We start from the raw sequence: 25966 nt of genomic DNA on the forward strand, positions 1-25966 counted from the left end.
AGGTTTCTGCCGATATCGCCGGGTTCGCGGGACGGGGCAGACGGTTGCGGAGTGTGCGCGGAGCGGCCGTCGCGGCATTCGTCGCGGCCCTCATGCTGATGGAAGGCGCCGGGTCGGCGGCCGTCGCGGCGCCGGCGTCCGGCCGGTCCGAGGCCGCCGCGGCGGCCGGGGAGACGCGGACGGCGCCCGTCGAGGAGCGGCCGTGCCCGGTGACGGTTCCCGCCGGCACGACGTGCGGCTATCTTCTGGTGCCCGAGCGGCGTGACGTCCCCAACAGCAGGACGATCAAGGTCGGTTACGCGGTGCACCGCGCCGGAGGGGAAGCGCCAGGGGAGGCACCAGGGCAGGCGGGCGCGCAGGCCACAGTGCAGGCGCCAGGTCAGGCGGGCGCGCAGGACGCCGACCCGGTCGTCTACATGAGCGGCGGCCCCGGCTCCGCCTCGCTCCCGCTCACCGGGCTGCTCACGCGGATGCTTCCCGGCCGCGACGTGGTCGTGCTGGAGCAGCGCGGCGGGCGCTACTCCGAGCCACGCCTGAGCTGTCCGGAGATCGTCGAGGGGATCGTGGACACCCTGCGCACGCCCGGCCCCACCGTGGACGAGACGGCGGCGGTCGTGCGGCGGGCCGGGGCCTGCCAGTCCCGGCTGGAGAGCGAGCACGTCGACCTGCGCGGCTACCGGACCGCCGAGATCGCGGCCGACATCGTCGACCTGCGGGCCGCGCTCGGCTACCGGCGGTGGTACCTGTTCGGCGTCAGCTACTCGACCCGCCCGATGCTACGGGCGGCGGCGCTCGACCCCGAGGGGAGCCGAGGGGTCGTGCTCGACTCCCTCCTCCCCCCACGCGCCAGGTGGTACGACGAGTCGCCCGGCTCGCTCATGGCCACCATGGCCAAGCTGGGGCTCACCACCCGGTTCGACGCCGCGGTGGCCGCGCTCAACGCCCACCCGGCCGCGTACGACACCCGGGACCCGCTGACCCGCAAGCGGCTGACCGTGTGGCTCAACGGGGACGACGTGGCCACGCTCCTGGCGGAGGCCCTGCACGAGACGGACGTGATCCCGATCGTGCCGGCTCTCGTGGACGGGCTGGCCAGGGGACGCACCGAGCTGCTGCAGCCCCTGGTCGACCAGGCCGGCGACGGGCTCACCTCGCACGAGTGGGGCCTGTACTACGCGGTCCAGTGCCAGGACGAGACGCCGGGCAACTCCTTCCCCGGCTCCGCGCGTCCGCGGCTGTTCACCGGGGTCGTCGACGCCGCGGTGTGCGGCGCCTGGGGGCTCCCGGCCTCCCGCACCGAGCCCGACGCGCTGACCCCGGACCCGGCGGTCACCGCCGTCGGCGCGGACGCCACCATCGCCGGACGCTCCGCGGTCGCGGACACGCGCACGCGGGGCACGACCGGGGCCAGAGCGACCGGGGCCAGAGCGACCGGAGACACGGCGACCGGAGACACGGCGACCGCGAACGCGACGACCGGGAACGTAGCGGCCCGAGCCACGGCGACCAGGGACGCGGCCACCGGGGGCAGGGCGGCCGGGAGCACGACCACCGGGGGCGCGGCCACCAGGGGCAGGGCGGCCAGGAGCACGACCACCGGGGGCAGGGCGGTGGCCGCGAGCGGGGTGCCGATCCTGGCCCTTGGGGGGCGTTACGACCCGACCACGCCGCCGGAGGCCGCCCGTGAGGCGGTGTCGGCGGTGCCGGGCGCCCGGTTCACCGAGTTCGACGGCGTCGGGCACGGGGTCTTCCTGTCGAGCGAGTGCGGCCGCCGGACGATCGCCGCGTTCCTGGCCGACCCGGCGTCGGCCACCCGGCCGTGCGACCCCGGCGCCGCGCCGTACCCGATGGTCCGGCCGGGCGACCTCCTCCTCACCTCCTCGGTCTACCGGATGCTGCGGTCGCCCGTTCCGCTCGCGATCCCCGCCGCGTTCCTCCTCGTGGCCGCCGTGCAGCTGCTCGTGGGGCTGGTCTCCCTCCTGCGCCGCCGTGGCGGCGGGCTGAGCGCGCTCGCGGGTCTCGCGGGTGTCGTGCTCGGCGCGCTGTCGGCGCTCAGCCTGTCGGCGGTCGCCGATCCCGTCACCCTGTCGATCGGGGTGCCTCCCGCCCTGGCGTGGTTCGGCCTGCTGGCCGTCGTCTGCACCGTGCTGTCGGTGATCGAGGCGTTCCGGCTCACCGCCGGCGCCGCGAGGATCGTCCCCGCTCTGACGGGCATGGCGTTCGTCGCCTGGCTGTACGGCTGGCTGCTGGCCTGACGGGCCCGCGGCTCAGCCGGTCTCCGGCGTGACCCGCCGCGCCCGCCCGCTCACGTGCCGGGCCACCAGCAGCAGGATCCCGACCGAGGCCGCCATGCCAGCCACGATGACCGGCACGGCGGCGCCGTACCCGAAGGCCCCGGCGACGAGGCCGAACAGCGGAGGGCCGAGCAGCGACCCCAGGCTGCCCATCTGGGTCACCAGGCCGTTTCCCGCGTCGGCGTGGTCGAGCCGCTCCAGCACCTGCGGGAGGGCGGCGAAGACGAGGGCTCCGAGCAAGCCGTTCTCCAGCGAGATCACTCCCGCGCCCGTCACCGCGGCGGCGAGCGACCCCCCACCGGCGTAGGTGAGCCAGGCGGCCGGCACGACCAGCAGTCCGGACGCCGCCAGCGCCCCGAGCGGGACCCCTCTGCGGAGCAGGAGCCCCACGGCCAGCCCTCCCGGCACCCCGGCCAACGAGATCACCGAGGTCAGGGCGCCGGCGGCGGCGGCCGACAACCCATGCTCCTTGATCAGCAGCGTCGGCAGCAGCACGATCACCGGAATGGTCACGAGGACCATCAGGCAGAAGGCCACGGTGAGCAGCGCGGGCCACGCCAGCGCCCGCGCGCCGGGCACGGACCCGGCCGCGGTCTCGGGATCGGTCTCGGGAGCGGACGCCCACGGCAGCCGCGCCCGGACGACCACCGTCATCACCAGCGTCGTCCCGGCGATCAGCAGTACCCAGCCGCGCCAGCCGAGGGCCGTGCCCACGGCGCCTCCCGCGAGGGTGCTGAGTCCGATGCCCACCGGCACGAACGTCGCCCAGCCGGACAGGGCGACCCCTCGATCCCGCTCGTGCGCGAGACGGAGGATCAGCGCCGGGCAGGTGATGGAGACCAGCAGGTAGCCCGCGCTCTCGGCGACGCGGGCCGTGAGCAGCCAGGTGAGGTTTCCGGCGGCCGCGCTCAGCGCGCTCGCCGCCACCATCAGCACGAGAGCGACGACCAGGGACCTCGCCGCGCCGACCCGGCGGACCAGGTAGCCGGCCGGCAGGCCGGCGACGGCTCCGAGCGCGACCACCGCCGAGATCACCCAGCCCAGTTGCGACGACGACAGCCCGAACTGCGCCGTCACCTGCGGCTCCACCGGGGAGAACTTGCCGAGGCTCATCGCCGCGGCGACCCCGGCCAGGTAGATGACGATGATCGTCACCCAGGGCGAGCGCGACGCCGGCGCTTCTCGGGCCGGGTCGCGCTGGGACTCACCTGACGAGAGCTGGGGGGTCAAGAGGCTTCTCCTCGCGGTCGGGACGGCGGCCGGGCCGATGATCGTGCCCCCATGCTGGCCTCCGCCCGGCGCGCGCTCAACCGGCGGTCCCAGCCGTACGCGCCCGCCCGGGGCGTTCCGGGCGCGGGATCAGTGGGACCATGTCAGGGTCGGTGCCCGGCAAAAGAAAGGCAAGGCAGGTGGACCAGGTCGCACGCGCCCGGACGTGCCATGACGCCCCGGCCCCGCGCGGCGGCCGGCGTACGGCCGGACGAACCTCCCTGCCCGCGCCCGCCCGGCTTGAGCCACGGACGCCCGCGCGGCCCGTGCCGCCCGCGCCCGCCCGGCGCGTGTCAGGGGTGCCCGCCCGGCCCATCGCACGGATGCTCGCCCTGCGCGTGCCGCCTCTGCTCGCCCTGCTCGCTGCGCCTGTGCTCGCCCTGCTCGTGCCGTCTCTGCTCGCCCTGCTCGCTGTCACGCTGGTGGCGACGCCCGCGAGCGCGCACAACGTGCTGGTGTCCAGCGACCCCAAGGACGGCGCCGTGCTCGGCGACCTGCCGCACACCGTGACGCTCACGTTCGACCAGGCGGTGCGCCGGGACTTCGCCCGGATCGCCGTGACCGGGCCGGACGGCGCGCACTACGAGCACGGCGACGTCACCGTCGAGGCCGGGAAGATCTCGATCGCGGTGCGACCACCGGCCGCCCCGGGAAAGGCCTTCAACGTCCCCGCCGGGTCGTACGCCATCGGCTACCGCATCGTGTCGAACGACGGCCATCCGGTCACCGGCACCATCCGGTTCACCCTCCCGGTCGGCTACGTGAACACCGCGGTGGTCGACGTGCGGACGGTGGACCCGAAGCCCGGAGCCGGGCTTTCCGCGGCGGCGAGCGGCCAGGGCGGCGGAGGCTGGGTCTGGGGGCTGCTGATCTTCACCGCGGCGCTGCTGGCGCTGTGCACTCTCGTCCTCTTCCGGCACGACCGCCGCGCGGCGAACGCGGCGCCGGGCCACTCCGCCGCCGGGGAGGCCGGATGACCGCGACCACGGAACGGCCCGCCACGGCGCACCGCCGGGCCACGCCTGCCACGACCCGGATCCCGGTCGCGGGGCTGACCGTGGCCGCCGTCCTCGCCGTCGTGACCGCGACGTGGCTCACCCGTACGGAGGCGGCGCCGGGCATCCCGATGCCGGGCGCGGTCGTGGAGTACGGCCTGCCGGTCGTCCGGCTCGTCCTCGATCTCGCCGCCACCGCGGCCCTCGGCCTGAGCCTGCTCCCCAAGCTGCTCGGCTTCGACGATCCGGACAGGACCGAGCCCGTCGCCGCCAGGGCGCGGCACTGGGCCGTGGTCTTCTCCCTCGTCTGGTGCGCGGCGGCGCTGCTGTCGGCCGTGCTCGGCGCCGCCGAGGTCATGCCGGGAGGAATGCCGGACGTCGCGGCGTACGTGAACGGCATCGGCTCGGGGCAGGGCATGATCGTGAGCGCGTCGTGCGCCCTGGCCAGCGCCGCCGTGGGGATGCTCGCGGTGCGCTTCGGCGAGAAGGTGCCGGCCGAGCTGCGGGTGCTCGTCGCCGGGTTCGGGCTGCTGCCGCTGCCGGTGACCGGGCACGCGTCGAACTGGTACTGGCACGACCTCAGCATGGTGTCGATGGAGCTGCACGTCATCGGCGCGTGCGCCTGGGTGGGCGGCCTGGTCGCGCTCGGCGTGCTGCTCCCGCGCCACCGCGACCTGCTTGCCCCCACGCTGCCCAGGTTCTCCAGGCTGGCGACCTTCGCCCTGCTCGTGGTGGGGCTCTCCGGGCTCTTCAACGGCCTGGTGGAGCTCGCGCTCGCGCCCGGCGAGACCCTGCCCGGATCGCTCCTGACCACCCGGTACGGCTGGCTGGTGGTCGCCAAGGCGGTGCTCACCGGGGTGATCGCGCTGCTGGGGGCGAACATCCGCTGGCGGCTGCTACCGGCGATCACCCGGCGCGAGCCCACGGCGTTCGCCGCCTGGGCCGCGCTCGAAGTGACCGTGATGGGCCTCGCGTTCGGCGTCGCGGTGGCGCTGACGCGGACGCCCGTCGCCTGAACGTGCTCAGACCGGCGACGTGGAGGCGGGCGATCCGGAGTCCGCCGCCTCCCTCTCCCGGGCGTCCCTGGCCTCCGCGTCGGCCGCCGTCAGCCCCTTGCGCCCGGCGAACCACTCGACGGCGTACCAGACGACCACCAGCCCGGCGAGCGCGTACGGCCAGGCCTCCGGCGCGTACGGCGGGGCCTCCAGCAGGCGGTCCTGCGCCATGAGGCCTCCGTACACGCCGGCGGTGGCGAGCACGCCGCCCGCGAGCGGGCGCAGGAGCCGGATCGGCACCAGGAAGGCCAGGTCGACGCCGAGCCCGGCGAGCAGGAAGAAGAACGGGATGGTCGACGGCGGGAACCCGCCGCCGACGAGCAGCGGCCAGATCAGGCAGCGGTAGGCGAGGTATCCCCCGGTGATCGCGGTGGCGGTGAGGCGGCGGCCGATCATGACCCGGGCGAAGACCAGGATCGCGACGCCGGCCACTCCCGCGTACACGGCGTAGACGACGTCGGGGATCGGCAGCGAGAACCTGAGCACCATCGCCCGGTCGACGGCCTGTCCCATCTGCTCGGCCGCGAAGTTCAGCAGCGTCGGCTCGGCGTACGGCTGGCCGCGGTCCCAGGAGGCCAGCTCCAGCACGCCGTACTCCTGCTGCAGCTCGGGGAAGTGCGCGTTCTCCAGGAAGAACGTGAACAGCCCGCCCAGCACCAGTGTCCGCCGCCCACGGGTGATCCCGGCGTAGCGCCCCGAGCCGAGGTACCAGCCGCGGATCACTCCGGCGAGCATCAGCGCGGTGCCGATGTACAGCAGTGCGTGGGAGGGGCTCCACGCGGTGATGTCGATGCCGTTGACCTTATGGTTGATCAGGTCGAGCGGGATGGCGATGAGGAAGACGCCGGTGCCCCACACGATCAGGCGGGAGGCCGCGCGGTCCACCCCGTAGCCGGTGTACCAGTGCACGATGGTCAGCGCGACGGCGATCGCCGTGCCGACGGTGTTGAGCAGATGCGGCGGGGCGAGGTCGTCGCGCAACCACTTGAAGTGCCACGACACGTCCCAGCTCGACCCGAGCACCTTGAGGGCGAACGCCGCGAGCCAGCCAGCGTAGAGCACCCGGAACAGGTCGGACGGGGTCTGCCTGCCCGCCTCCCCCCGGGTCCAGTAGGGAAGGGCCCACTCGGCGACACGCGTGGGGACTTGCTTCAGCGGCGTTCCGTTCACGCGCGAAATGATGCCGCCCCCCAAGGCCAGGCGCAATCAGGGATTACCCCGATGCATCATCACGATTCGCATGCCGAGGGAGGCCGGGCCCGGTGCGGCGGACCGGTTGTCCACAGGTGAGGCGGGCTCCTCAGCCCGCTCTCAGGAGAGACAAGTAGTATCGCGACATGAGGTTTCCGGGTGGGCGGCGTGCCCTCGCGATCGTGGTCACGCTGGTCATCCTGGTGGCCGGAGGGGTGGCGTGGGCCCTGTGGCCCTCGGGCCCGGCCGTCCATGGGCGCGATCTGATCATCCCCGTGCTCGACGGGCCGTCCGGCGACCAGCGCGTCGATCTCGACGCCACCTTCTATCCCGCCGCCTCCGGCGGCAGGGCCCCCGCCGTGCTGCTCGCCCACGGTTTCGGTGGCAGCAAGGACAGCATGCGCGAGCAGGCGGAGCGGCTCGCCGGGCGGGGCTACGCCGTGCTGACCTGGTCGGCCCGCGGGTTCGGCCGCTCGACGGGCCAGATCGCGCTCGACTCCCCTGATTACGAGGTCAAGGACGTGCGGGGGCTGGTCGACTGGCTCGCCACGCGGCCCGAGGTGCGTCTCGACTCCCCCGGCGACCCGCGCGTCGGCATCGCCGGCGGCTCGTACGGCGGGGCGATCGCGCTGATGGCGGCGGCCTACGACAGCCGGATCGACGCGATCGTGCCCCAGATCACCTGGTACGACCTCGCCGACGCGCTCTTCCCCGACGCCTCGGGCGGCGGGCCGGCCAACGGCGTGTTCAAGAAGATGTGGGCCGGCATCTTCTTCAGCGCCGCCGCCGATCGGCTGGCCCCGGACGGCGGCCTCGGCGCCGGGGGTCTCGCCGGGGGTCTCGCCGGGGGTCTCGGCGCCGGGGGCCTCGCCGGCGGCACGTCCACGGGCGGCACGTCTCCGGGAGGCGGGACGGCGGAGCAGGTCCAGTGCGGGCGGTTCCTGCCGGAGATCTGCGCGATGTATCAGAAGGTGGCCGAGACCGGCAGGGCCACCAAGGAGGCCGTCGATCTCCTCCGGCGGTCGAGCCCGATCTCCGTGCCCGGCCGGATCAAGGTGCCGGCCCTGCTCGTGCAGGGCCAGCGCGACTCGCTGTTCCCTCTCTCGCACGCCGACGCCAACGCCCGGGCCATCGCCGCGACCGGCGCCCCGGTGGAGGTGGCCTGGTTCAACGGCGGCCACGACGGCGGCGACGGCGAGGCGGACTGGCTGTCCGACCAGACGGCCGGCTGGTTCGACCGCTATCTCAAGCAGCCGGGCTCCCCCGTTCCCGCCGGCGCGGCCCCGGGCGCGTTCACCGTGACCCGGGACGGCGGGCGCGACCCGGGCACCCGGCGCCCCGTGCTCCTGCACGCGACCGCGGGCCGATACCCGGGCCTGGCGGGCGGGGAACGCACCACGATCGCCCTTCGCGGCGCCGCCCAGCCGGTCGCCAACCCCGCGGGCGGGTCGCCGGCGTCGATCTCGGCGGTGCCCGGCCTCGGCGGGCTGCTCGGCGGCGCCGCCGCCGGCGGCGTGTCGGTCGCGCTGGACATGCCCGGCCAGGCGGCCGTCTTCGAGTCCGCCCCGCTGGCCCGGCCCACCCAGGTCACCGGCAGCCCGGCCGTCCGGATCAAGGTCTACGGCACAGGCGAGGCCACGCTGTTCGCCAAGCTCTACGACGTCTCCGGGGGGTCGCTCCCGGTGCTGCCGTCCGGCCTCGTCGCACCGCTGCGGGTGACCGCGAGCGAGGCGGGCACGCCGGTCACCGTGACCCTCCCGGCCGTCGACAGGCGCTTCGACGCCGGGCACCGGATGCGGGTGGTGGTGTCGACCACCGACCTCGGCTACGCGACTCCCGCCGCGCCGGCCGTCTACCGGATCGCGCTGGAGTCCCCGGCACTGGAGGTCCCCGGCTTCGCGGCGCTGAAGACGCCCGCCACGGGTCCCGCCTGGTGGACGTGGGCCCTGCCGCTCGCCGCGATCGTGATCGCTGTGGTCCTCCTGCTGACCGGGCGGGCCGCGAGGCGCCACCCGGCCCCTCTCGGCGAACGGGTGGCGGACAGCGAGCCGGCCGAGGTGCCCCTCGTGATCAGCGGGCTGGTCAAGCGCTATCGCAACGGCGAGAAGGCGGTCGACGGCCTCTCGTTCCGGGTCGAGAAGGGGCAGGTGCTCGGCCTGCTCGGGCCGAACGGCGCGGGCAAGACGACCACCATGCGCATGCTGATGGGTCTCATCCATCCCGACGAGGGCGAGATTCGGATCTTCGGCACCCGGGTGGTGCCGGGGGCTCCCGTGCTGTCGCGGCTGGGGTCGTTCGTCGAGGGGCCCGGGTTCCTGCCGCACCTGTCCGGGCGGGCCAATCTGGAGCTGTACTGGCGGGCCACCGGCCGGCCGGCCCAGGACGCGCACCTGGAGGAGGCGCTGGAGATCGCCGGGCTCGGCGCGGCCCTGGACCGCGCGGTACGCACCTACTCCCAGGGCATGCGGCAGCGCCTGGCCATCGCGCAGGCCATGCTCGGCCTCCCCGACCTGCTCGTGCTCGACGAGCCGACGAACGGCCTCGACCCGCCGCAGATCGCCGAGATGCGCCGGGTGCTCACGGCGTACGCCGAGGGGGGGCGCACGGTCATCATCTCCAGCCACCTGCTCGCGGAGGTCGAGCAGACCTGCACCCACGTGGTCGTCATGCACCGCGGGCGGCTGGTGTCGGCCGGGCCGGTCGGCGACCTGCTCGGCGCCGCGACCACCGCGGGCGGCGCCGGCCCGCGCCTGGAGGACGTGTTCCTCGACCTGATCGGAGAGCGCCGATGAGCCCCGTGGAACGACCGGCCCCGGACCTGACCGGAGAAGTCCCCGCCGCCGGGCGGGTCGCGCCCGCGCGGCACGACGGGCGGGACGCGCACGGGAACGACGCGGAAGATCACGCGCCCGGACGAGCGGCCGGGCACGCGCCCGGATACGCGCCGGGACGCACACTGCCGCTGCGGGTGGAGTTCGTCCGGCAGCTACGCCGCCGCCGGACGATGGCGATGTTCGGCGTGCTGCTCGCCCTGCCCTGGGTGCTCGTGGTGGCGTTCCAGTTCGGCCCGGCCGCGCGGGGCCAGGGCAGCCTCCGGCTGTCGGACCTCGCCACGGCGGGCGGGCTCAACTTCGCGGCGTTCGCCCTGTCGGTGTCGGCCAGCTTCCTGCTGGTCGTCGCCGTGGCGCTGTTCTGCGGCGACACGGTGGCGAGCGAGGCGAGCTGGTCGTCGCTGCGCTACCTGCTGGCCGCCCCGGTCCCCCGCGACCGGCTGCTGCGCCAGAAGCTGGTGGTGGCGCTGGCGTACTCGGCCGCCGCGGTGACCGTGCTCCCGCTGATGGCCCTGCTCGCCGGCACGCTCGCCTTCGGGTGGAACGACATCACCGTGCCGGGGACGGGCGAGGTGATCCCCGCCGCCGACGTGCTGCCGAAGTTCGCCGTCGTCATCGGATATGCCCTGGTCAGCCAGCTGGTGGTCGCCTCGGTGGCCTTCCTGCTGTCGGTGACCACCGACTCCCCGCTCGGCGCGGTCGGCGGCGCGGTCGGCCTGGTGATCGTCAGCAGCATCCTCCAGGCGGTCGAGGCGCTGGGCTCGCTGCGCGAGTTCCTGCCCACGTTCTGGAACGCCGCATGGCTCGACGCGCTCGCGCCGGAGCCCGACTACAGCGGCATGGTGAAGGGCGTGGCGATCTCGGTGACCTATTCGGCGATCATCATCGCCCTCGCCTTCCGCCGCTTCCGGCGCCGGGACGTCGTCTCCTGACCAGGCCCCTGCGGGCCCCCGGGCATTCCGGCTAGCCGGAATGCCCGGGGAAGGCTGGCATGGGGCCGGGGATGGAGGCTTCCACCGCAGACGAGCGGGTGCCCGCCGAGTCATCGTTGTTACCGGAGCCGGTCGCGGACAGGGCCGGCGCCGTGCGCCGACCGGGCAGCCCGGTGATCGAGGCCCCACGGCGCCGGGACCGGACGACGTACGAGACCGACGCGGAACGCGACGACGATAGCCGGGGGTGAGCAGGTGTCGCCGATTGTCCTCACACTGACGGGAGACGCACCGTACCGGGTGTTTCCAGCGGGCCCACACTGGCCGCCCGGGCCGTGGGCGTCTGCTTCCGGTTCGTCCGGCCGCACGGCGGCGACGACCGGCACGGCCCCAGCGCGATGACCGTCGTGTACCGCGACCCCGCACTCGTCGGCGATCCGGACCGTCGCGTGTCCGTCGCTCAGGGCGAGGACGAGACCGGCCCGGCCCGGGACGCCGCAGAAAGCACGCCGGATCGGCTCGGGGACGCGAGACGATCGGACCCCACGGCCGACCGGCAGCGCCGCTTCCTGGCGGGCGCCGCCCACGAGTTGCTCACTCCTCTGGCCGGGCTGCGGACGCAACTGGAGGAAGCCGGCCTGCATCCCGTGGAGACGGATCTCTCCGAGCTCGTCGGGCACACGCTACGCGACGTCGACCGTCTCCAGGCGATCGTCTCCGACCTGCTGACGCTCGTGAAGGCGGGTACGAAGCCCGCCCACGAGAGAAGGCCGGCCGACCTGGCGGAGCTGGTCCAGGCGGTGGTCTCCAGCCGGACGGCCCGGGTGCCGGTGCTGCTGAACCTCATCCCCGGAGTGGTGGTCCACGTCGTCGACCACGAGATCCACCGCCTGCTGGGCGATCTCCTGAACAACGCCCAGCGCCACGCCAGAAGCAGGGTGCTGGTGGAGGTGCGCCCGGTGGGCGACCGCGCGGAGCTCGCCGTCTCCGACGACGGGAGCGGCATCGCCGAAGCCGATTGGGAGAGAGTGTTCGAGCCGTTCGGCCGGCTGGACGAGTCCCGCAGCCGCTGCCGGGGGGGTCCCGGTCTCGGTCTGGCCATCGCGGGCGAGATAGCCCGGGCGCACGGCGGGACCATCGCCGTGGAGAACGCGGCGGAGGGCGGCGCACGCTTCGTCGTCCGCCTGCCTCTCACCGGCCCCTCACCCGGCCTCCGGCCCTGACCATCACCCGGGTCACCCGCGGCCGGGGTCGCGTGACGGGCGGCGAACGGGATCTCAGCCGCCGCCGACCGGGATGACGGCCGTCAGCGTGGTGCCGTGGCCGGGCGGGCTGGTGACCTCGATCGTGCCGCCGAGGGCCTGGACGCGGTCGAGGAGGCCGATGAGACCGGAACCCCCGTGCGGGTCCGCGCCGCCCTTCCCGTCGTCGCGGATCGCGACCCGCGCGGCTTCGCCCACCGCCTCGACGTCGACGCACACCAGCGAGGCGTGCGCGTGCTTCGCGACGTTCGTCAGCGACTCCGAGACGACGTAGTAGACCGCCACCTCGACCCGTTCGGGAAGACGCCCGTCGACCCGCACCCGCAGATCGACGGGGACCGGCGATCTGCGGGCGAGCATCTTCAGGGCCGGCGCGAGGCCGCCCTTGGACAGGATCGCGGGGTGGATGCCGCGGGACAGCTCCCGCAGATCCTCCAGCACCAGCGTCAGGCCCTCGGCCATGTGGGACAGCTGTTCCCTGAGCTTCGGCAGTTCGGGCGGCACGGCGGTCTCCGCCATCCGCAGTTGCAGCCCCAGGGAGACGAGGCGCTGCTGGGCCCCGTCGTGCAGGTCGCGTTCGATGCGGTGCCGGGTCTCGTCCGAGGCGGCGACCACGCGGGCGCGTGAGGCGGCGAGTTCGTCGCGGGCCTGGGCGTTGGAGATCGCGGTGGCGACGAGTTCGGTGAAGTCGCGGATGCGTTCCTCGACGTCCTCCGGCTGCGGCTCCAGGCCGCGGAAGAAGGCGATCACCACGCCCCACAGGCGGGCCTCGACGACGATCGGGCTGGCGATCGCGGCGACCACCTTCTCGTCCCTGACCCAGGTGTCCAGCTCTCCCGCCGCGCCCCCTGCCGTCCCCTCGGCCGTCCCCCCGGCCGCGGCCATCCTGGCCGACCGTCCCGTGCGCAGGACGAGGGAGGACACGCCGTCCTCCCGGAGGGGCCGGTGCGAGCCGAACGGCGGCGCGGGGACGTCGTCCGAGGCGCTCCAGAAGCTCATCAGGGCGACCGTCCGGTCGGTCTCGTACCGTTCGACCGCCGTGTGGTCCGCGTTCACGATCAGCCCCATCTCGCGGGCGACCGCGCCGAAGATCTCCGCCGGGCGGACGCCACGCGCGACCAGCGTCGCGACCCGGCGCAGTCCGGCCTGCTCCTGGGCGACCCTGGCGAGCTCGTCCCGGCTCGCGGCCAGGGCGTTCCCGATGGCCTCACGATCGCACGCCGCCGCCAGCACCGCCTCCAGCGAGGGCACCACGCGCTCCCGGAGGCGGCGCAGCGTCGCCGCCGGCAGGTCGGCGGGCGCGACGAGCGTGCCGAGCCGTACGTCGTCGTCGCTCAGCGGCAGTGTGACCTTGCCGGGGTCCTCGACGCCGGCCGCTCCGAGCTCCACGGCCAGGAACGGCAGGCCGAGGCCCTGCGCCAGACGACGGGCCACGACCGGCAGCGCGGCGCGCAGGTGCTCGGCGCGCAGGAGGAGACGGGCCGTGGCGGCCTCAAGATCGGCCTCGCCGCGGCGTTCCTCCGCCTCGATCAGCAGCGCCCGCATCAGCGCGGCGGCGGCGCTGACCAGCAGCCCGACGACCAGGAAGATCAGCATTGGCATCCACGACCAGCTGCCGAAGACGGTGACCGTGTGGCGGGGCACGACCAGGAAGAAGTCGTAGACGAAGCCGCTGGCCAGCGCGGTCAGCATGCCGAGCCCCAGGCCCCACAGGTAGGACACCACGAGAACACCGACCAGATAAACTACATTCAGGGCGTTCGGGGGGGCCACCCGCTCCAGCAGGAAAGCCAGAAAAGTCTCCGCCGTCACGCATGCGACGCCGACGATGACGCCCACCAGGAAGGGCGGGCGCGTCACGCGTAGCAGCGACGACAGCATTCGCGCGCGCATAAGCCCACGTTACGCGGCCTGTTCGCACCACGTCGACGCGGATCGGACGACCCTGGCAGACCGCCCCGATCGCCGGGGCACGATCGAGCCCGGCCCTGGGCGCGGGTGGCGGGGCGCACGCGGAAGGCGGCGGAACGGTGGACGAGACTCCGAGGCGGGTGGTGCTGGCGGACGACGACGTCCTGCTGCGGGAGGGGCTCGCGAGCCTGCTGGAGCGCGGGGGGTTCGAGGTCACCGGCCAGGCGGGGAACGCGTCCGAGCTGCTCGCCCTTGTCCGGGAGCATCACCCCGACCTCGCCGTCATCGACATCCGGATGCCCCCAGGACACACCACGGAGGGCGTCGAGGCGGCCAAGGTCATCCGTGCGGAGCTCCCCGACGTGGGCATCCTGCTACTGTCGGCGCACGTCGAGGTCGACCAGGCGATGGAGCTGCTCGCGGCGGGCCACCGGGTCGGCTACCTGCTCAAGAGCCGGGTGACCGCGGTGTCCGACTTCGTCGAGACGCTCGAACGCATCGTCCACGGCGGCTCGGTCGTCGATCCCAGCCTCGTCGCGGAGCTGATCAACGCCCGCCGCCGGCACGATCCGCTGGAGGAGCTCACCCAGCGTGAGCGCGAGGTGCTCGCCCTGATGGCGGAGGGCCGCTCGAACGCGGGGATCGCGCACAAACTGTGGATCACCGAGGGCACCGTCGAGAAGCATGTGCGCAGCATCATGTCGAGGATGCGGCTGCCGGAGGCCGAGGACGACCACCGCCGGGTTCTCGCGGTGCTCGCCTTCCTCGACGCCCGCTGACGCCGTACGGCGTGCACCTGGACGGGCACGACGACCCTTCGGCCGCGCCCACGTCGGCCTGGCCGGGACCGGAACGGCCGGTTCAGGCGTCCGCTCCGCGCAGGATCTCGGCGATGGCCCGCCCCGACAGGCTCGGCTTGGACAGGAAGGCGAGGGCCGGGCTGGTCTCGATCATCTCGGCGAAGTCCTGCTCGTCGTACGTCGAGATCAGGATGATCCGGGGCGGGCACCCCCCCGCCTCCTCGTAGAGCCGCAACACCAGGTCGAAGCCGTTCTCCTCACCCAGATCGATGTCGACCAGCACAAGATCCGGCCGGAGCTCCCGCAGGCTAAGCAGGGCCTCGGCCGTGGTCGACGCGACGCCAACGACGGCGATGCCGTCCGCTTCCAGCAACAGGCGGGCGGCCTCCTTGAAGTGATCGCTGTCGTCGACGATTAGACACCGCATGGGCACACAACCAGACTGCCATCGGGTCCCGCCCACGTCATTGCAGGTAGCGGGCATCCGGGCGTGCCGGTGAACACTCCCGCGGCATGGGGGCTGCCCGCGCAGACGACGGGCCTTCCGCGCGCGATCGTGGGAAGGGTGAGCGGGCGACGCGCGAAACGGGCGAGGTCACCCGGGACAGGAAGAAGGCGGCGATGCTGACCGACCGTCACGAGACTCGGGCCTATGGGACCACCAGGCCGGGCCTGACCCCCCGCGAACCCTCCTCCACATGTGAAGGATCGAGGTGACCCGCATGTGCCCGGACACGTGCCCGCACACTCCGCAGTGTCCGCCCGCGGACGCGCACGACCACGACGCCGCCCGGCTGGTGGCGTTCCATCCCGAGCAGGGGTGGGGCCTGCTCTGCAACGGCGTCGTGGTGTTCGAGGACACCGGCGAACTGCTGCCAGACGGCCGGAGCCGTCCCGCGCACCGGGCCCGCTGCGCGCGGGCCGCGTGAAGGCGGGGACGTCATGATGTGCTCGCTCGTCCCGTTGAGCAGGCGGCCGGACGACGACGTGCCGCGTGGTCGGCACCCGGCCGCCGTGGACGCCGGCCTGCCGTCCGTCCACCGCTCCTGCTGGGCCCTGCCCGCCGACTCGTCGTCCACGTGCCTGGCACGCCGGTTCGTCCGCGCCGCACTGGGCGACTGGTGCGCCGGCGGGGACCGGGAGGTGACGGAGGTGGCCGAACTCCTCGTCAGCGAACTGGTCGCCAACGCCATGCGGCACGGGCGGGGAGCACCCCTGCTCACTCTCCTGCTGCTGCGGGACGACACCCTGCGCTGCGAGGTCGAGGACGAGGCCCGCGTTCCGGTCCGGGCGCGCGGCACGTCACCTCACGACCCGACGGCACCGTGCAACCAAACGGCACAGTGCGACGAAGAGGGCGGGCGGGGACTGCTGATCGTCGACACGCTGTCCCGCGCCTGGGGCGTGCGCCCCACCCGCAGGGGCAAGGCCGTCTGGTTCGAACTCCCGGTGAATCCCTAGTCCCAGTGGGGCGGGCGCTCCTCGATCAGGTGGGAGACGTCGGAGCCGGAGCGCCACTCGCCCCACCCGAGGTCGGTGTCGTCGCTGGTCTGGTCTGGCAGCACCGGCAGTCCCTCGTCGAAGAGGTCCACCGGACGCATGTCATCCGGATGCCGCACACTCACACTCTCGATTCTATCGGCTCCGGCGGCGGCCGCGGAAACGCCGATCGCGCCGCCCTGGGACTCCTTCCGGTGTGGGCAGAAACATCAGCCTCGCCGGCGTGCCGGCCTCACGCCCGTACGACCGGACAGCCGGCGGCGGCGCGGGTACGATGCCGGAGCAGGGAGCACGCCGGACAAACCCCCCGTGAGGCGGCATGGCAGCGCCAGCAGGATGGCGGCAAGAGGGCAACCTGCCCGTGGAGCTCACCAGCTTCGTCGGGCGGACACGACTGCTCGCGTCGCTCAGGCAGAGGTTGCAGGAGTCCCGGCTCATCACGGTCACGGGCATCGGCGGAGTGGGCAAGTCCCGCATCGCACTGCGTCTCGCGCATCAGGTGCGGCGGCGGTTCAGGGACGGCGTCTGGTACGTCGACCTGGCCCGCCTGCGGGACCCGGCGATGGTCTACCACACGATCACGGCCGCGCTCGGCATCGCGGACCAGTCGCCGCGCGAGGGGTCGGACACCCTCGCCGAATGGCTGGCCGAGCGGGAGATCCTGCTCATCCTGGACACCTGCGAGCATCTGGTCGACGCGTGCGCCCAGCTCACGGAGGACCTGCTCGGCACGGCGCCGCAGCTGCGGATCCTCGCGACCAGCCGCCGTTCGCTGAACGCGGCGGGAGAGCACACGGTGGCCGTGCCGCCGCTCGCGGTGCCCGGCGAGGGCCCGTCGGAGAACCCGTTCACCAACGAGGCGGTCGAGCTGTTCGGCACGCGGGCCTCCGCCGTGGTGCCCGACTTCGCGGTGGACGAGGACAACGTCGCGGCCGTCGCCGAGCTGTGCCGCCGCCTCGACGGCATCCCGCTGGCGATCGAACTGGCCGCCGTACGCCTGCGCACGCTGTCGGTCGAGCAGATCCTCGCCCTGCTCGCCGACCGGTTCAGCCTGCTCGCGGGGGCCAGCCGTACGGCGCTGCCGCGGCACCAGACGCTGCGCGCGGCGATCGGGTGGAGCCACGAGCTGTGCGAGCCCGCCGAGCGGCTGCTGTGGGCCCGGCTGTCGGTGTTCGCCGGCGACTTCGACATCGAGGCGGCCCGGCAGGTCTGCGCCGGCGACGCCCTGCCCGCCGGCCGGATCCTCGACGTGATCGTCGGCCTGGTCGACAAGTCGGTCCTGCTGGGTTTCGCCACCCCGGCCGGGCAGCGGTACCGGCTGATCGACACGCTGCGGCAGTACGGCGGCGAGTGGCTCGACAAGCTCCGCGAGACGCAGGACCTCCGGCGGCGCCACCGCGACTACTACCTCCAGCTCGCCGAGCTCAGCGAGCACTCCTGGTCGGGCCCCCGCCAGGTGCACTGGTTCAGCCGGATGCGCCAGGAGCACGACAACATCCGGGTCGCCCTCGACTACTGCCTGTCGACGCCGGGAGAGGCCCGCATCGGCCTGGAACTGCTGTCGGCCCTGTGGTTCCTCTGGGTGGCCTGCGGCTTCGCCCGTGAGGGCGTGGTCTACCTGGAGCGCGCCCTCACGGCGAGCCCGGTGCCGAGCAGGGAACGCTGCAAGGCGCTGTGGGTGCTGGCCTACATCCGCAGCGCCCAGGGCGACATGGCCGGCGCGCTCGCCGCGGCCGAGCAGTGCAGCACCGACGCTGTGCGGGTGGGCGACTCGGGCGCGGTGCTGCTGGCGACGAAGATGCAGGGCACCGCCGCCATGCTGCAGGGCGACGCGAAGAAGGCGACGGCGTTGCTCGGCGTCGCGATCGAGTTCCACCGGGGCGGCCGCGAGCTGAATCCGGGCCTGCTCCCGGCGATCGTCGAGCTGTCCATGGTGCTGCTCGCGCAGGGCGAGTTCGAGGAGGCCGAGACGCTGCTGGCCGACTGCCTCCAGGTGTGCCAGGAGCGTGATGAGCTGTGGCTGCGCTCCTACGCCTGGTACGTCACCTCCCTCGTCCACCGGGAGACCGGGCGGCTGGACGAGGCCCTGGTGGCGTGCAAGGAGGCGCTGCGCATCAAGCGGCGCTTCCACGACGTGCTCGGCATCGTCCTGTGCGTGGACAACCTCGCCAGGCTGAACCTGGAGGCCGGTGAGCCGGAACGGACGGCGACCCTCCTCGGGGCGGCCCAGGCCAACTGGCGGACGTTCGGGCTGCCGCAGTTCGGGTCGCCGTTCTTCACGACCGAGCACGAGCAGTGCGTCAAGGAGTGCAAGAAGCTGGTCGGCGAGACCGCCTACGACGAGGCGTACGCCGCCGGGGCCCGGTTCAGCCTGGCCGACCTCGTCGAGTACGCGCTGGACGATCTCGACGACGATCTTCCGGAGGACTGACCGGGCCGATCAGGCTGTCGCGGGGCGTTCCGGGCTGTTTTGGGCTGTTTTGGGTCGGCTGGGTCACTGCCAGGCGCAGGCGTACCGGGAGCTGGTCAGCGAATAGTCCACGCTGCCGCTGACCCAGAACTTCAGGCCCCGCACGTACGCGTCGACCGCGGGCAAGCCGAGCGCCTCGGTGGCGGGGGTCAGCGCCACCATGGCGGCGACCGCCTCGTCGCGCATGACGCCGATCCGGTCCATCGCCTCCTGGACACCGCAGCCGGTGTGCCCGGCCAGCACGCTGACGAGGTTGTTGCGGATGTTCGCCTGCCCCCGCTCCTTGGCGTAGGAGATGAGGTCGTTGTCCCAGACGACCACGTCGTTGGCGTGCCCGGTCATCTCGTGGACGGCGGGGTGGAGCCACTCGTCCACCGTGAGGCGCGCCCCGGCCGCCACGTCGATCAGCGCGAAGACGGTGAGCATCGCGCCGGTCCTGCGGCGCATGAAGACGTAGTCGTCGATGGTGGGGAGCACGTCGTCCTCCCGGTTGGCGGCCTCCCACACCTGGGCGAACAGGTAGTCCTTGGTCGTCGTGCGCCAGCGGTCGAGCTGGTCGGGGGTGGCGTGGGCGGCGATGCGGGTCCTGATGCCGAGCAGCGCCCGGGCGAAGACGTCTTCGACCGCACCACCTTCTTCGGCGTCCTCCACGACGGTGTAGAGCTGGGGCAGGGCCCGGGCGATCTCGGCCGCCCGCCGGTCCGACTCGCAGTAGGCGTCGTCGAACGCGAAGAGCCACACGCACCAGTCGGTGACGAGCTGGCACAGCTCCCGTGAGGCGTACGGGTAGGTGCGGGCGCCGAGCCATCCGTACCGGGCGAGCCGGAAACGCTCGAACTGGTCGCCGGTGATCATGCCGGAGGCGGCCAGCCAGGCCAGCGTGTCCCGGTCCACCACGTCCACGTGGGGGTTCACCGCGCGGGGGAAGGGGCAGGCGAGCTTGGGGATGCGGAGGAGGTGCCCACTGGGGGAATCCGCTTTCGCAGTAGCCATCCGACAAGGATGATCCCGCCGGGGAGACAGAGACCACCCTTGCCCCGATTAAGGACACATCGGTCAGCGATTCGGGGCAGCCGGTTCACGCCGTTCAGACTGGGCCGGGGCGCCCGGCGCGCGGCCGGTCCGGCTCCGGGTCCCGATGCCCGTTGGACAGCGTCCACCGATAAGGTCGCCGCAACCGCCGCGGAATCGACCGGGCACCCCGTAGGTTCAGTAGGTAAAGGCTTCGTGAGAAAGGCTGGGACACGTGTCCGACCCCACGGATCTCTATCGGCTCGACGGGGACCTTCCCGAGCTGACCGATCCGGTGCTGATCTACCACTTCGAGGGGTTCGTCGACGCCGGCGCGACGGGGCGGCTGGCCCTGGGGCACCTCCTCGCCGAGCTGGAGCACCGGGTAATCGCGACGTTCGACGTCGACCGGCTGCTCGACTACCGGTCCCGCCGGCCGGTGATGACCTATGACACCGACCGCTGGACCGACTACGAGACCCCGGAGCTGGCCGTCTACCTGACCCGTGACGTCACCGGCACCCCGTTCCTCATCATGAGCGGGCCCGAGCCCGACCGGGAGTGGGAGCTGGTCACCGAGGCCGTCGGCATGCTGGTGACCAGGCTCGGCATCCGTACGCTGGTCACCGTGCACGGCATCCCGATGGGCGTCCCGCACACCCGGCCGCTCGGCCTGACGTCCCACGCCAGCCGCCCCGACCTCGTCAACGGGCAGGACAGCCCGTTCGGGAAGGTCCGGGTGCCGGGCAGTCTCGCCGGGCTCATCGAGCTGCGTCTCGGGGCCAAGGGACACGACGCCCTCGGTTACGCGATCCACGTGCCGCACTACCTCGCCCAGGCGGAGTATCCGCAGGCCGCCGTCACGGCGCTGGAGGCGATCACCCGCGGCACCGGGCTGGTGTTCCCCACGGAGGCCCTCCGGGACGCGGCCGAGAAGACCACGGCCGAGATCGAGGAGCAGATCGCGGCCTCCGACGAGCTCGCGGGCGCGATCCACGGCCTTGAGCAGCAGTATGACGCGTTCCAGTCGGGCGCCACGCGGGATAGCCTGCTCGCGGAGGACACGCCCATGCCCACGGGTGAGGAGCTCGCCGCCCAGTTCGAGGCGTTCCTCGCCGAACGCGACGACCACGACGGTTAGAACCGGCCCGCCGATCATGTCTTCCCCGCTCACTCCGCCTTCCGGCATCCGGGTCGGGCTCGCGGGCTTCGGCCCGGCCGGGTCCTTCTTCCACGCGCCGCTGATCGCCGCCACCCCCGGGCTGCGCCTGTCCGCCGTCGTCACCCGCGATCCCGGCAGGGCCGGGCGGGTACGCGCGGACCACCCCGGAGCCGAGGTCGTCGCGTCGGCGGAGGACCTGTGGGACGCCTGCGACCTCGTGGTGATCGCGACGCCGAACCGCACCCACGTGCCACTGGCGGCCGAGGCGCTCAAGGCCGGTCTCCCCGTGGTCGTCGACAAGCCGCTGGCCGGCGCCGCCGACGAGGCCCGCGACCTCGTACGGCTGGCCCGTGACCGCGGCCTCATGCTGACGGTCTTCCAGAACAGGCGCTGGGACGGCGACTTCCTCACGCTGCGCCGCCTGCTGCCCCAACTGGGCGAGGTCCGCCGCTTCGAGTCGCGGTTCGAGCGGTGGCGGCCGGTGCCCAAGGGCGGCTGGCGCGAGGCGGGCGGCCCCGAGGACGTCGGCGGCACGCTCTTCGACCTCGGCAGCCATCTGGTCGACCAGGCCCTGACGTTGTTCGGCCCGGTCGCCCACGTGTACGCGGAGACCGATGTCAGGCGGGCCGGGATCCGCAACGACGACGACGCGTTCGTGGCGCTGACCCACCGGAGCGGGACCCGGTCGCATCTGTGGATGAGCGCGGTGGCCGGTCAACCGGGCCCGAGGCTGCGGGTGCTCGGCTCCCGCGCCGCCTACGTCAAGTGGGGCCTCGACCCCCAGGAGGAGCGCCTGCGCGCGGGCGAGCGCCCGGGGCCCGACGACTTCGGCCGTGGCGAGGGCCCGCGTGACGGCTGGGGCACCGAGCCACGCGAAGGCTGGGGGACGGAACGGCACGAAGGCTGGGGCACGGAGCCGCCCGAGCGCTGGGGCTCCCTCGGGGTGGAGGGCGACGTCCGCCCGGTCCCCACGGAGCCGGGCGCCTACCAGCGGTTCTACGAGGGCGTCGTGGCCTGCCTGCGCGACGGCGCGCCGCCGCCGGTGCCCGCGGAGGAGGCCGTCGCGACGATCGCCGTCCTCGAGGCGGCCCGGCTCTCCGCGTCCCTCGGCCAGGTGGTGCCCGTCCCCATGCACGGGGAGTGAGCCCGGCCGCCCACGACTTCTCCGGTCCCGGCCTGGTCAGCCGCGGAGGCGGCCGTACAACGCCTCGGTGTCGGCGCCGGTCCAGCCGTGGGCGTGCAGCCAGCCGAGAGGGCCGTCGAACCGGTCGTCCAGGGTGGACAGGAACTGGGCCATGTAATCGGGCCGCGGCAGGTGGCTGTCGACCGGCTTTCCGTCGAGGTCGGCGCGGTAGGTGGGGCTGGCCCGCAGGCGGGCGAGGATGCCCGCCAGCCGGTCCCCGGTCGCGACGTAGTCGCCGATGATCGCCTCCCGGGTGGCCCCGGCGACGGCCAGGGCCAGCGCGCAGACCACCCCGGTGCGGTCCTTGCCCGCCGCGCAGTGCACCACGGCCGCGCCGTCGTCACGGGCGAGCACCCGCAGCGCGGCCACCACCGAGTCGGGCCGGTCGCGCAGGTAGCCGTAGTAGTAGCCGGTTACCCGCAGTTCGGCGAGGTCCTCCTCGCTCCGCTCGTCCTGCCACGGCAGCGCCCTGTCGTCGATGGTGTCGGCCTCGACGTCGGTGAACCGCCCGCCCTCCGCGAACAGGCTGTGATGGTGTACGGCGACCTCCGGCAGGCGGGTCAGGGGTCCGGGCCCCTCCAGGCGCACCTCCGTGCCCGACCGCAGGTCGACGACGTGCCGCAGCTTGAGGTCGCCCACGAGCAGCGCGATGTCACGGGTGGTGAGGCCCTGCAGGTTGTCGGCCCGCAGGATCCGGCCGGGCGCCGTGGTCCCGCCGTCCTCGGTGGGGAGCCCGCCGAGGTCCCGCACGTTCGCCGCGCCTTCGAGAACGATCCAACGCTTGTGTGCATTCATCATTCCGAGCCTATCCGCCCCTCTGTGACGGAAGAATGTGGGCAGAGTGAAAGGTCCGAAACCCCCTCGGGGCCGGGACCGCGCGGATGATCACTCGTACCCGTCAAGTTCTTCCCCGGACTCCGGCAAAGACCCGTAATGTAGGGCGGCGCGCATGCTCTACGATCAACGGTTCCGGCGGCCGATCGCCCCGCCGCCGTCGACCCGCCCAGGCGGCCCGACCCACTTGGAGGACCCGGATGGCACGGCCGGCTCACCGGTTGACCATGGCCGCTCTTGCCCTCGCCGTGACCGGCGCGACCACCGCGCTCCCCACGGCACCGGTCCACGCGGCGTCTCCGGCGACCGCGAACGCGCCGGCGAACGCCCCAGCGAACGCCACGGCCGCGTCTCGCGCGGCGGCCTCGTCGTCGGCTTCGGCGGCCTCGTCGGCGGCCTCCCGGCGGAAGGGGGACACGCCCGCCCGGCAGCGCCTGGTGGGCGCCTGGACCACCTCGACCGACCGCGTGGTGGCGGCTCTCGGCGGGCAGACCGTGCGGATGGTCGTGCGCGTGAGCGCCGGCGGAGGCGGAACGCGCCTGCGCCTGTCCAACGTGTTCGGGACGGCGCCGGTGACCTTCGCCCACGTCCACGTGGGCGCCCAGGCGTACGGCGCGGAGATCCTCACCGGCACGAACCGGCAGGTCACCTTCGGCGGCCGGAAGTCGGTGCGGGTGCCGGCCGGGCGGGCCGTCTGGAGCGATCCGATCCCGGGCCGGATCGTCGCCGGCTCCGCCCTGGTCGTCAGCCTCTTTCTGCCGGGCACGGTCGGCGGCATCACCGGGCACGAGCGCGCCTACGCCACGACGTTCCTGTCCGACCCCGGCGACCACGCGGCGGAGGAGACCGCCGACGGCTTCACCTACACCAGCACGCAGTGGTACTTCCTGGACCGCATCGCGGTCGAGACCACGTCGAAGGCGGGCTCGGTCGTCGCCTTCGGCGACTCGATCACCGACGGCGCGGGCCAGAACACCGACGCCAACCGCCGCTGGACCGACTATCTGCGGCAGCGCATGGTCCGGGTCTCGCCGTCGCGCAGAATGGCGGTGCTCAACGCGGGCATCGCCGGGAACCGGCTGCTGCGCTCCGGCATCGGCCCGAGCGGTCTCAGCCGGTTCTACCGCGACGCGCTCACCCAGCCCGGCGTACGGACCGTCGTCGTGTTCATGGGCATCAACGACATCTCCCGGGGTGAGTACACCTCGATCAAACCCCTCGCGTACGGGTACAAGCGGCTGATAGCCCTCGCGCACGCCCGCAAGATCAAGGTGGTGGGCGCCACGCTCACCCCGTTCTACGGGTTCGGCACCTGGACGCCGGAACGCGAGGACGTCAGGCTGCGGCTCAACCAGTGGATCCGCACGAGCAAGGCGTTCGACGGCGTCCTCGACTTCGACAGGGCCGTGCGCGACGCCGAGTTCCCCGAGCAGCTCGCCGCGTCGTACGACTCGGGCGACCATCTGCACCTGAGCGACGCCGGCCGGCGCAGGCTCGCCTACACGGTGAACCTCCGCGCCCTGTGACCCGGATCGGCCCAGGGGTCGCTACCGTTTGTCCATGGTTGCCCCCCTTGAGCCTGAAGACCCGCGCACGCTCGGCGGGTTCCGCCTCGGCGGCCGGCTCGGCGAGGGCGGCCAGGGCGTCGTCTACCTCGGCCACGGGCCGGACGGCGAGCGGGTCGCGGTCAAGGTGCTCAAGACCGGGCTCGACCCCATCGTGCGCGAACGGCTGGCCCGCGAGCTCGACGCCATGCGCGGCGTCGCCCCCTTCTGCACGGCCAAGGTGATCACGGCGGTCGTGGAGGGGAGCCGGCCGTACATCGTCAGCGAGTTCGTCGACGGCCCCTCGCTCCAGCAGCGGGTGGCCGCCTCGGGCCCGCTGCGCGGCGGCGACCTCGACCGGCTCGCGGTGGGCACGGCGACCGCGCTCGCGGCGATCCACGCCGCGGGGATCGTGCACCGCGACTTCAAGCCGGGCAACGTGCTGCTGGGGCCGGACGGCCCGCGGGTGGTCGACTTCGGCATCGCCCGCCAGGGCGAGAGCCAGACGATCACGGCCGGGCCGGTGGGCACCCCTGCCTACCTGGCGCCCGAGCAGATCGCCGGGCAGCCGGCCACGCCCGCGTCCGACGTCTTCGCGTGGGGAGCCACGATCGTCTTCGCCGCCACCGGCCGCGCGGCCTTCGGCGCCGACAACGTCGCCGCCGTGCTGCACCGGATCATGACGGCCTCCCCCGACCTGACGCCGTTGCCGCCGTCGCTGCGGGCGCTGGTCGAGCGGTGCCTGGCGAAGGATCCGGCGGCCCGGCCGTCCGCCCGCGACCTGCTGCTCACACTGGTCGCCGGCGCGCCCGACCCGCTGCGCGCGGGTGCCGCCGTGAGCGGCGGAGCCGCCCCGGCCGCCGGCGGCGACTCGTACGGAACGCTCCCGCGCCAGCCGTCCGGTGCGCCCGAGCCCCAGGCAGCAGGGTCCGGTCCGGCAGGGTCCGGTCCGGCAGGGTCCGGTCCGGCAGGGCCTGGTCCGGCAGGGCCTGGTCCGGCAGGGTCCGGTCCAGCAGGGTCCGGTGCGGCGGTCACCTCTCCCGGCGGCACGGCCCGTGGGGGCTCGCGCGCCCGCCTCCTGGCCGGGGCGGGCACGGTCGTGGCGGCTCTCGGGATCAGCGCGGCGCTGCTGGTCCCGCGCCTTGCCGCCGCGCCTGACGGCACCTCCCCCGCTACGTCCACAAGCCCGGTGCCGACGGCCGACACGGCCGGCTCCTATCCCACCGGCACGGAGCCGACCGGCGCCCAGACGACCGGAACGAAGACGACCGGAACGGAGACCGCTTCGCCCGAAGGCGGCTCCACGCCGTCCTCTCCCCCTGTCACGACCACGACGGCGGCCGCGATTCCGGCCGCGTTCGCGGGCAGGTGGCAGGGTCACATCGCGCCCGACGTCCCACTGATGGGCGAGTACGACATCGAGATCGAACTGCGGCGAGGCGAGAAGACCGGCAGGTGGAAGGAGCCGGCGAGCTCCTGCGAGGGCACGCTGCGGCTGACGGGAGGCTCCGGCCCCACGCTCACCTTCCGCTTGGAGGACGTGGACGGCTGCGTACCGGGCGACGTCATGCTCACCCGGAAGGGCGACGCCCTCGCCTACCGCCACACCGACGACGCCAGGATCTTCGCCTACACCGGCGACCTGACCAGGGACTCCTAGTCTCTGCTTGTTCTGGGGTGGTTGCGGTGTGAGTGGCGTTGCGCCGGGTAGTGCGAGCGCGT

21 protein-coding genes are annotated in these 25966 nt (G+C 73.5%); 14 read left to right on the top strand and 7 right to left on the bottom strand.

The window, feature by feature from the left end; translation table 11 throughout:
• Window positions 1-53 precede the first annotated feature (53 nt).
• Complete coding sequence (locus OG344_RS31545; protein WP_405086211.1) at window positions 54-2255, top strand: alpha/beta fold hydrolase; 2202 nt, start codon at window positions 54-56, stop codon at window positions 2253-2255.
• A 12-nt stretch (window positions 2256-2267) separates the two neighbouring features.
• Here the strand turns inward: OG344_RS31545 and OG344_RS31550 are convergent, their stop codons facing one another.
• A complete protein-coding gene (locus OG344_RS31550) occupies window positions 2268-3524 on the bottom strand; it encodes a CynX/NimT family MFS transporter (RefSeq protein ID WP_405086212.1) in 1257 nt (418 codons plus the stop codon).
• Between the two features lie 179 nt (window positions 3525-3703).
• On the opposite strand from OG344_RS31550, the gene OG344_RS31555 reads away from it, so the two are divergent.
• Both OG344_RS31555 and OG344_RS31560 read left to right on the top strand, forming a co-directional pair.
• Entirely contained in the window at window positions 3704-4540 is an 837-nt protein-coding gene (locus OG344_RS31555) for a copper resistance protein CopC (RefSeq protein WP_405086213.1), read from the top strand.
• Window positions 4537-5574, top strand: a complete 1038-nt coding sequence (locus tag OG344_RS31560; RefSeq protein WP_405086214.1) for a copper resistance D family protein — start codon at window positions 4537-4539, stop codon at window positions 5572-5574. The genes OG344_RS31555 and OG344_RS31560 overlap by 4 nt, the downstream gene beginning before the upstream one ends.
• A 6-nt stretch (window positions 5575-5580) precedes the next feature.
• Here the strand turns inward: OG344_RS31560 and OG344_RS31565 are convergent, their stop codons facing one another.
• On the bottom strand, window positions 5581-6783 hold the full coding sequence (locus OG344_RS31565; RefSeq protein WP_405086215.1) for a hypothetical protein: 1203 nt from the start codon (window positions 6781-6783) through the stop codon (window positions 5581-5583).
• A 167-nt stretch (window positions 6784-6950) separates the two neighbouring features.
• Here OG344_RS31565 and OG344_RS31570 point away from each other — a divergent pair, with 167 nt between their 5' ends.
• The 3 genes from OG344_RS31570 (at window position 6951) to OG344_RS31580 (ending at window position 11790) form a co-directional block, all read left to right on the top strand.
• Window positions 6951-9596, top strand: coding sequence for an alpha/beta fold hydrolase (locus OG344_RS31570; RefSeq protein ID WP_405086216.1), 2646 nt, complete (start codon window positions 6951-6953; stop codon window positions 9594-9596).
• Window positions 9593-10567 carry an ABC transporter permease gene (locus OG344_RS31575; RefSeq protein WP_405086217.1) on the top strand — a complete coding sequence of 325 codons (975 nt, stop codon included), beginning with the start codon at window positions 9593-9595 and terminating at the stop codon, window positions 10565-10567. The genes OG344_RS31570 and OG344_RS31575 overlap by 4 nt, the downstream gene beginning before the upstream one ends.
• 335 nt (window positions 10568-10902) lie before the next feature.
• On the top strand, window positions 10903-11790 hold the full coding sequence (locus tag OG344_RS31580; protein WP_405086218.1) for a sensor histidine kinase: 888 nt from the start codon (window positions 10903-10905) through the stop codon (window positions 11788-11790).
• A 54-nt stretch (window positions 11791-11844) separates the two neighbouring features.
• Here the strand turns inward: OG344_RS31580 and OG344_RS31585 are convergent, their stop codons facing one another.
• Window positions 11845-13722, bottom strand: coding sequence for a DUF4118 domain-containing protein (locus tag OG344_RS31585; protein ID WP_405086219.1), 1878 nt, complete (start codon window positions 13720-13722; stop codon window positions 11845-11847).
• A 137-nt stretch (window positions 13723-13859) separates the two neighbouring features.
• Between OG344_RS31585 and OG344_RS31590 the strand changes: the two genes are divergently transcribed.
• Complete coding sequence (locus OG344_RS31590; protein WP_405086220.1) at window positions 13860-14519, top strand: response regulator; 660 nt, start codon at window positions 13860-13862, stop codon at window positions 14517-14519.
• Window positions 14520-14601: 82 nt separating this feature from the next.
• On the opposite strand, the gene OG344_RS31595 is transcribed toward OG344_RS31590, so the two are convergent.
• Entirely contained in the window at window positions 14602-14967 is a 366-nt protein-coding gene (locus OG344_RS31595; RefSeq protein WP_405089212.1) for a LytR/AlgR family response regulator transcription factor, read from the bottom strand.
• Between the two features lie 295 nt (window positions 14968-15262).
• On the opposite strand from OG344_RS31595, the gene OG344_RS31600 reads away from it, so the two are divergent.
• On the top strand, window positions 15263-15469 hold the full coding sequence (locus tag OG344_RS31600; protein ID WP_327046875.1) for a DUF5999 family protein: 207 nt from the start codon (window positions 15263-15265) through the stop codon (window positions 15467-15469).
• A 13-nt stretch (window positions 15470-15482) separates the two neighbouring features.
• Complete coding sequence (locus OG344_RS31605) at window positions 15483-16001, top strand: ATP-binding protein (RefSeq protein ID WP_327046876.1); 519 nt, start codon at window positions 15483-15485, stop codon at window positions 15999-16001.
• Here the strand turns inward: OG344_RS31605 and OG344_RS31610 are convergent.
• Complete coding sequence (locus OG344_RS31610; RefSeq protein ID WP_405086221.1) at window positions 15998-16165, bottom strand: hypothetical protein; 168 nt, start codon at window positions 16163-16165, stop codon at window positions 15998-16000. The genes OG344_RS31605 and OG344_RS31610 overlap by 4 nt on opposite strands.
• 194 nt (window positions 16166-16359) lie before the next feature.
• Here OG344_RS31610 and OG344_RS31615 point away from each other — a divergent pair, with 194 nt between their 5' ends.
• Window positions 16360-18471, top strand: a complete 2112-nt coding sequence (locus OG344_RS31615) for an ATP-binding protein (RefSeq protein WP_405086222.1) — start codon at window positions 16360-16362, stop codon at window positions 18469-18471.
• A gap of 63 nt (window positions 18472-18534) precedes the next feature.
• On the opposite strand, the gene OG344_RS31620 is transcribed toward OG344_RS31615, so the two are convergent.
• Window positions 18535-19503 (bottom strand): 4-epi-cubebol synthase, encoded by a 969-nt coding sequence (locus OG344_RS31620; RefSeq protein ID WP_405086223.1) that lies wholly within the window; start codon window positions 19501-19503, stop codon window positions 18535-18537.
• Between the two features lie 253 nt (window positions 19504-19756).
• Between OG344_RS31620 and OG344_RS31625 the strand changes: the two genes are divergently transcribed.
• Complete coding sequence (locus OG344_RS31625) at window positions 19757-20662, top strand: PAC2 family protein (protein ID WP_327046880.1); 906 nt, start codon at window positions 19757-19759, stop codon at window positions 20660-20662.
• 16 nt (window positions 20663-20678) lie between these two features.
• Window positions 20679-21827: a Gfo/Idh/MocA family oxidoreductase gene (locus OG344_RS31630; protein WP_405086224.1), complete on the top strand. Its 1149-nt coding sequence runs from the start codon at window positions 20679-20681 to the stop codon at window positions 21825-21827.
• A 36-nt stretch (window positions 21828-21863) separates the two neighbouring features.
• Here OG344_RS31630 and OG344_RS31635 read toward each other — a convergent pair whose 3' ends face one another.
• The gene (locus OG344_RS31635) at window positions 21864-22661 is read right to left on the bottom strand and encodes a tyrosine-protein phosphatase (RefSeq protein WP_405086225.1); all 798 of its coding nucleotides are present in this window, start codon (window positions 22659-22661) and stop codon (window positions 21864-21866) included.
• A 239-nt stretch (window positions 22662-22900) separates the two neighbouring features.
• On the opposite strand from OG344_RS31635, the gene OG344_RS31640 reads away from it, so the two are divergent.
• Both OG344_RS31640 and OG344_RS31645 read left to right on the top strand, forming a co-directional pair.
• Window positions 22901-24226, top strand: a complete 1326-nt coding sequence (locus OG344_RS31640; protein WP_405086226.1) for an SGNH/GDSL hydrolase family protein — start codon at window positions 22901-22903, stop codon at window positions 24224-24226.
• Window positions 24227-24260: 34 nt separating this feature from the next.
• Complete coding sequence (locus OG344_RS31645) at window positions 24261-25904, top strand: serine/threonine-protein kinase (RefSeq protein WP_405086227.1); 1644 nt, start codon at window positions 24261-24263, stop codon at window positions 25902-25904.
• The last annotated feature ends 62 nt before the right edge of the window (window positions 25905-25966 follow it).

The organism is Microbispora sp. NBC_01389, from assembly GCF_045040095.1.
In the GTDB taxonomy this organism is placed as follows: domain Bacteria; phylum Actinomycetota; class Actinomycetes; order Streptosporangiales; family Streptosporangiaceae; genus Microbispora.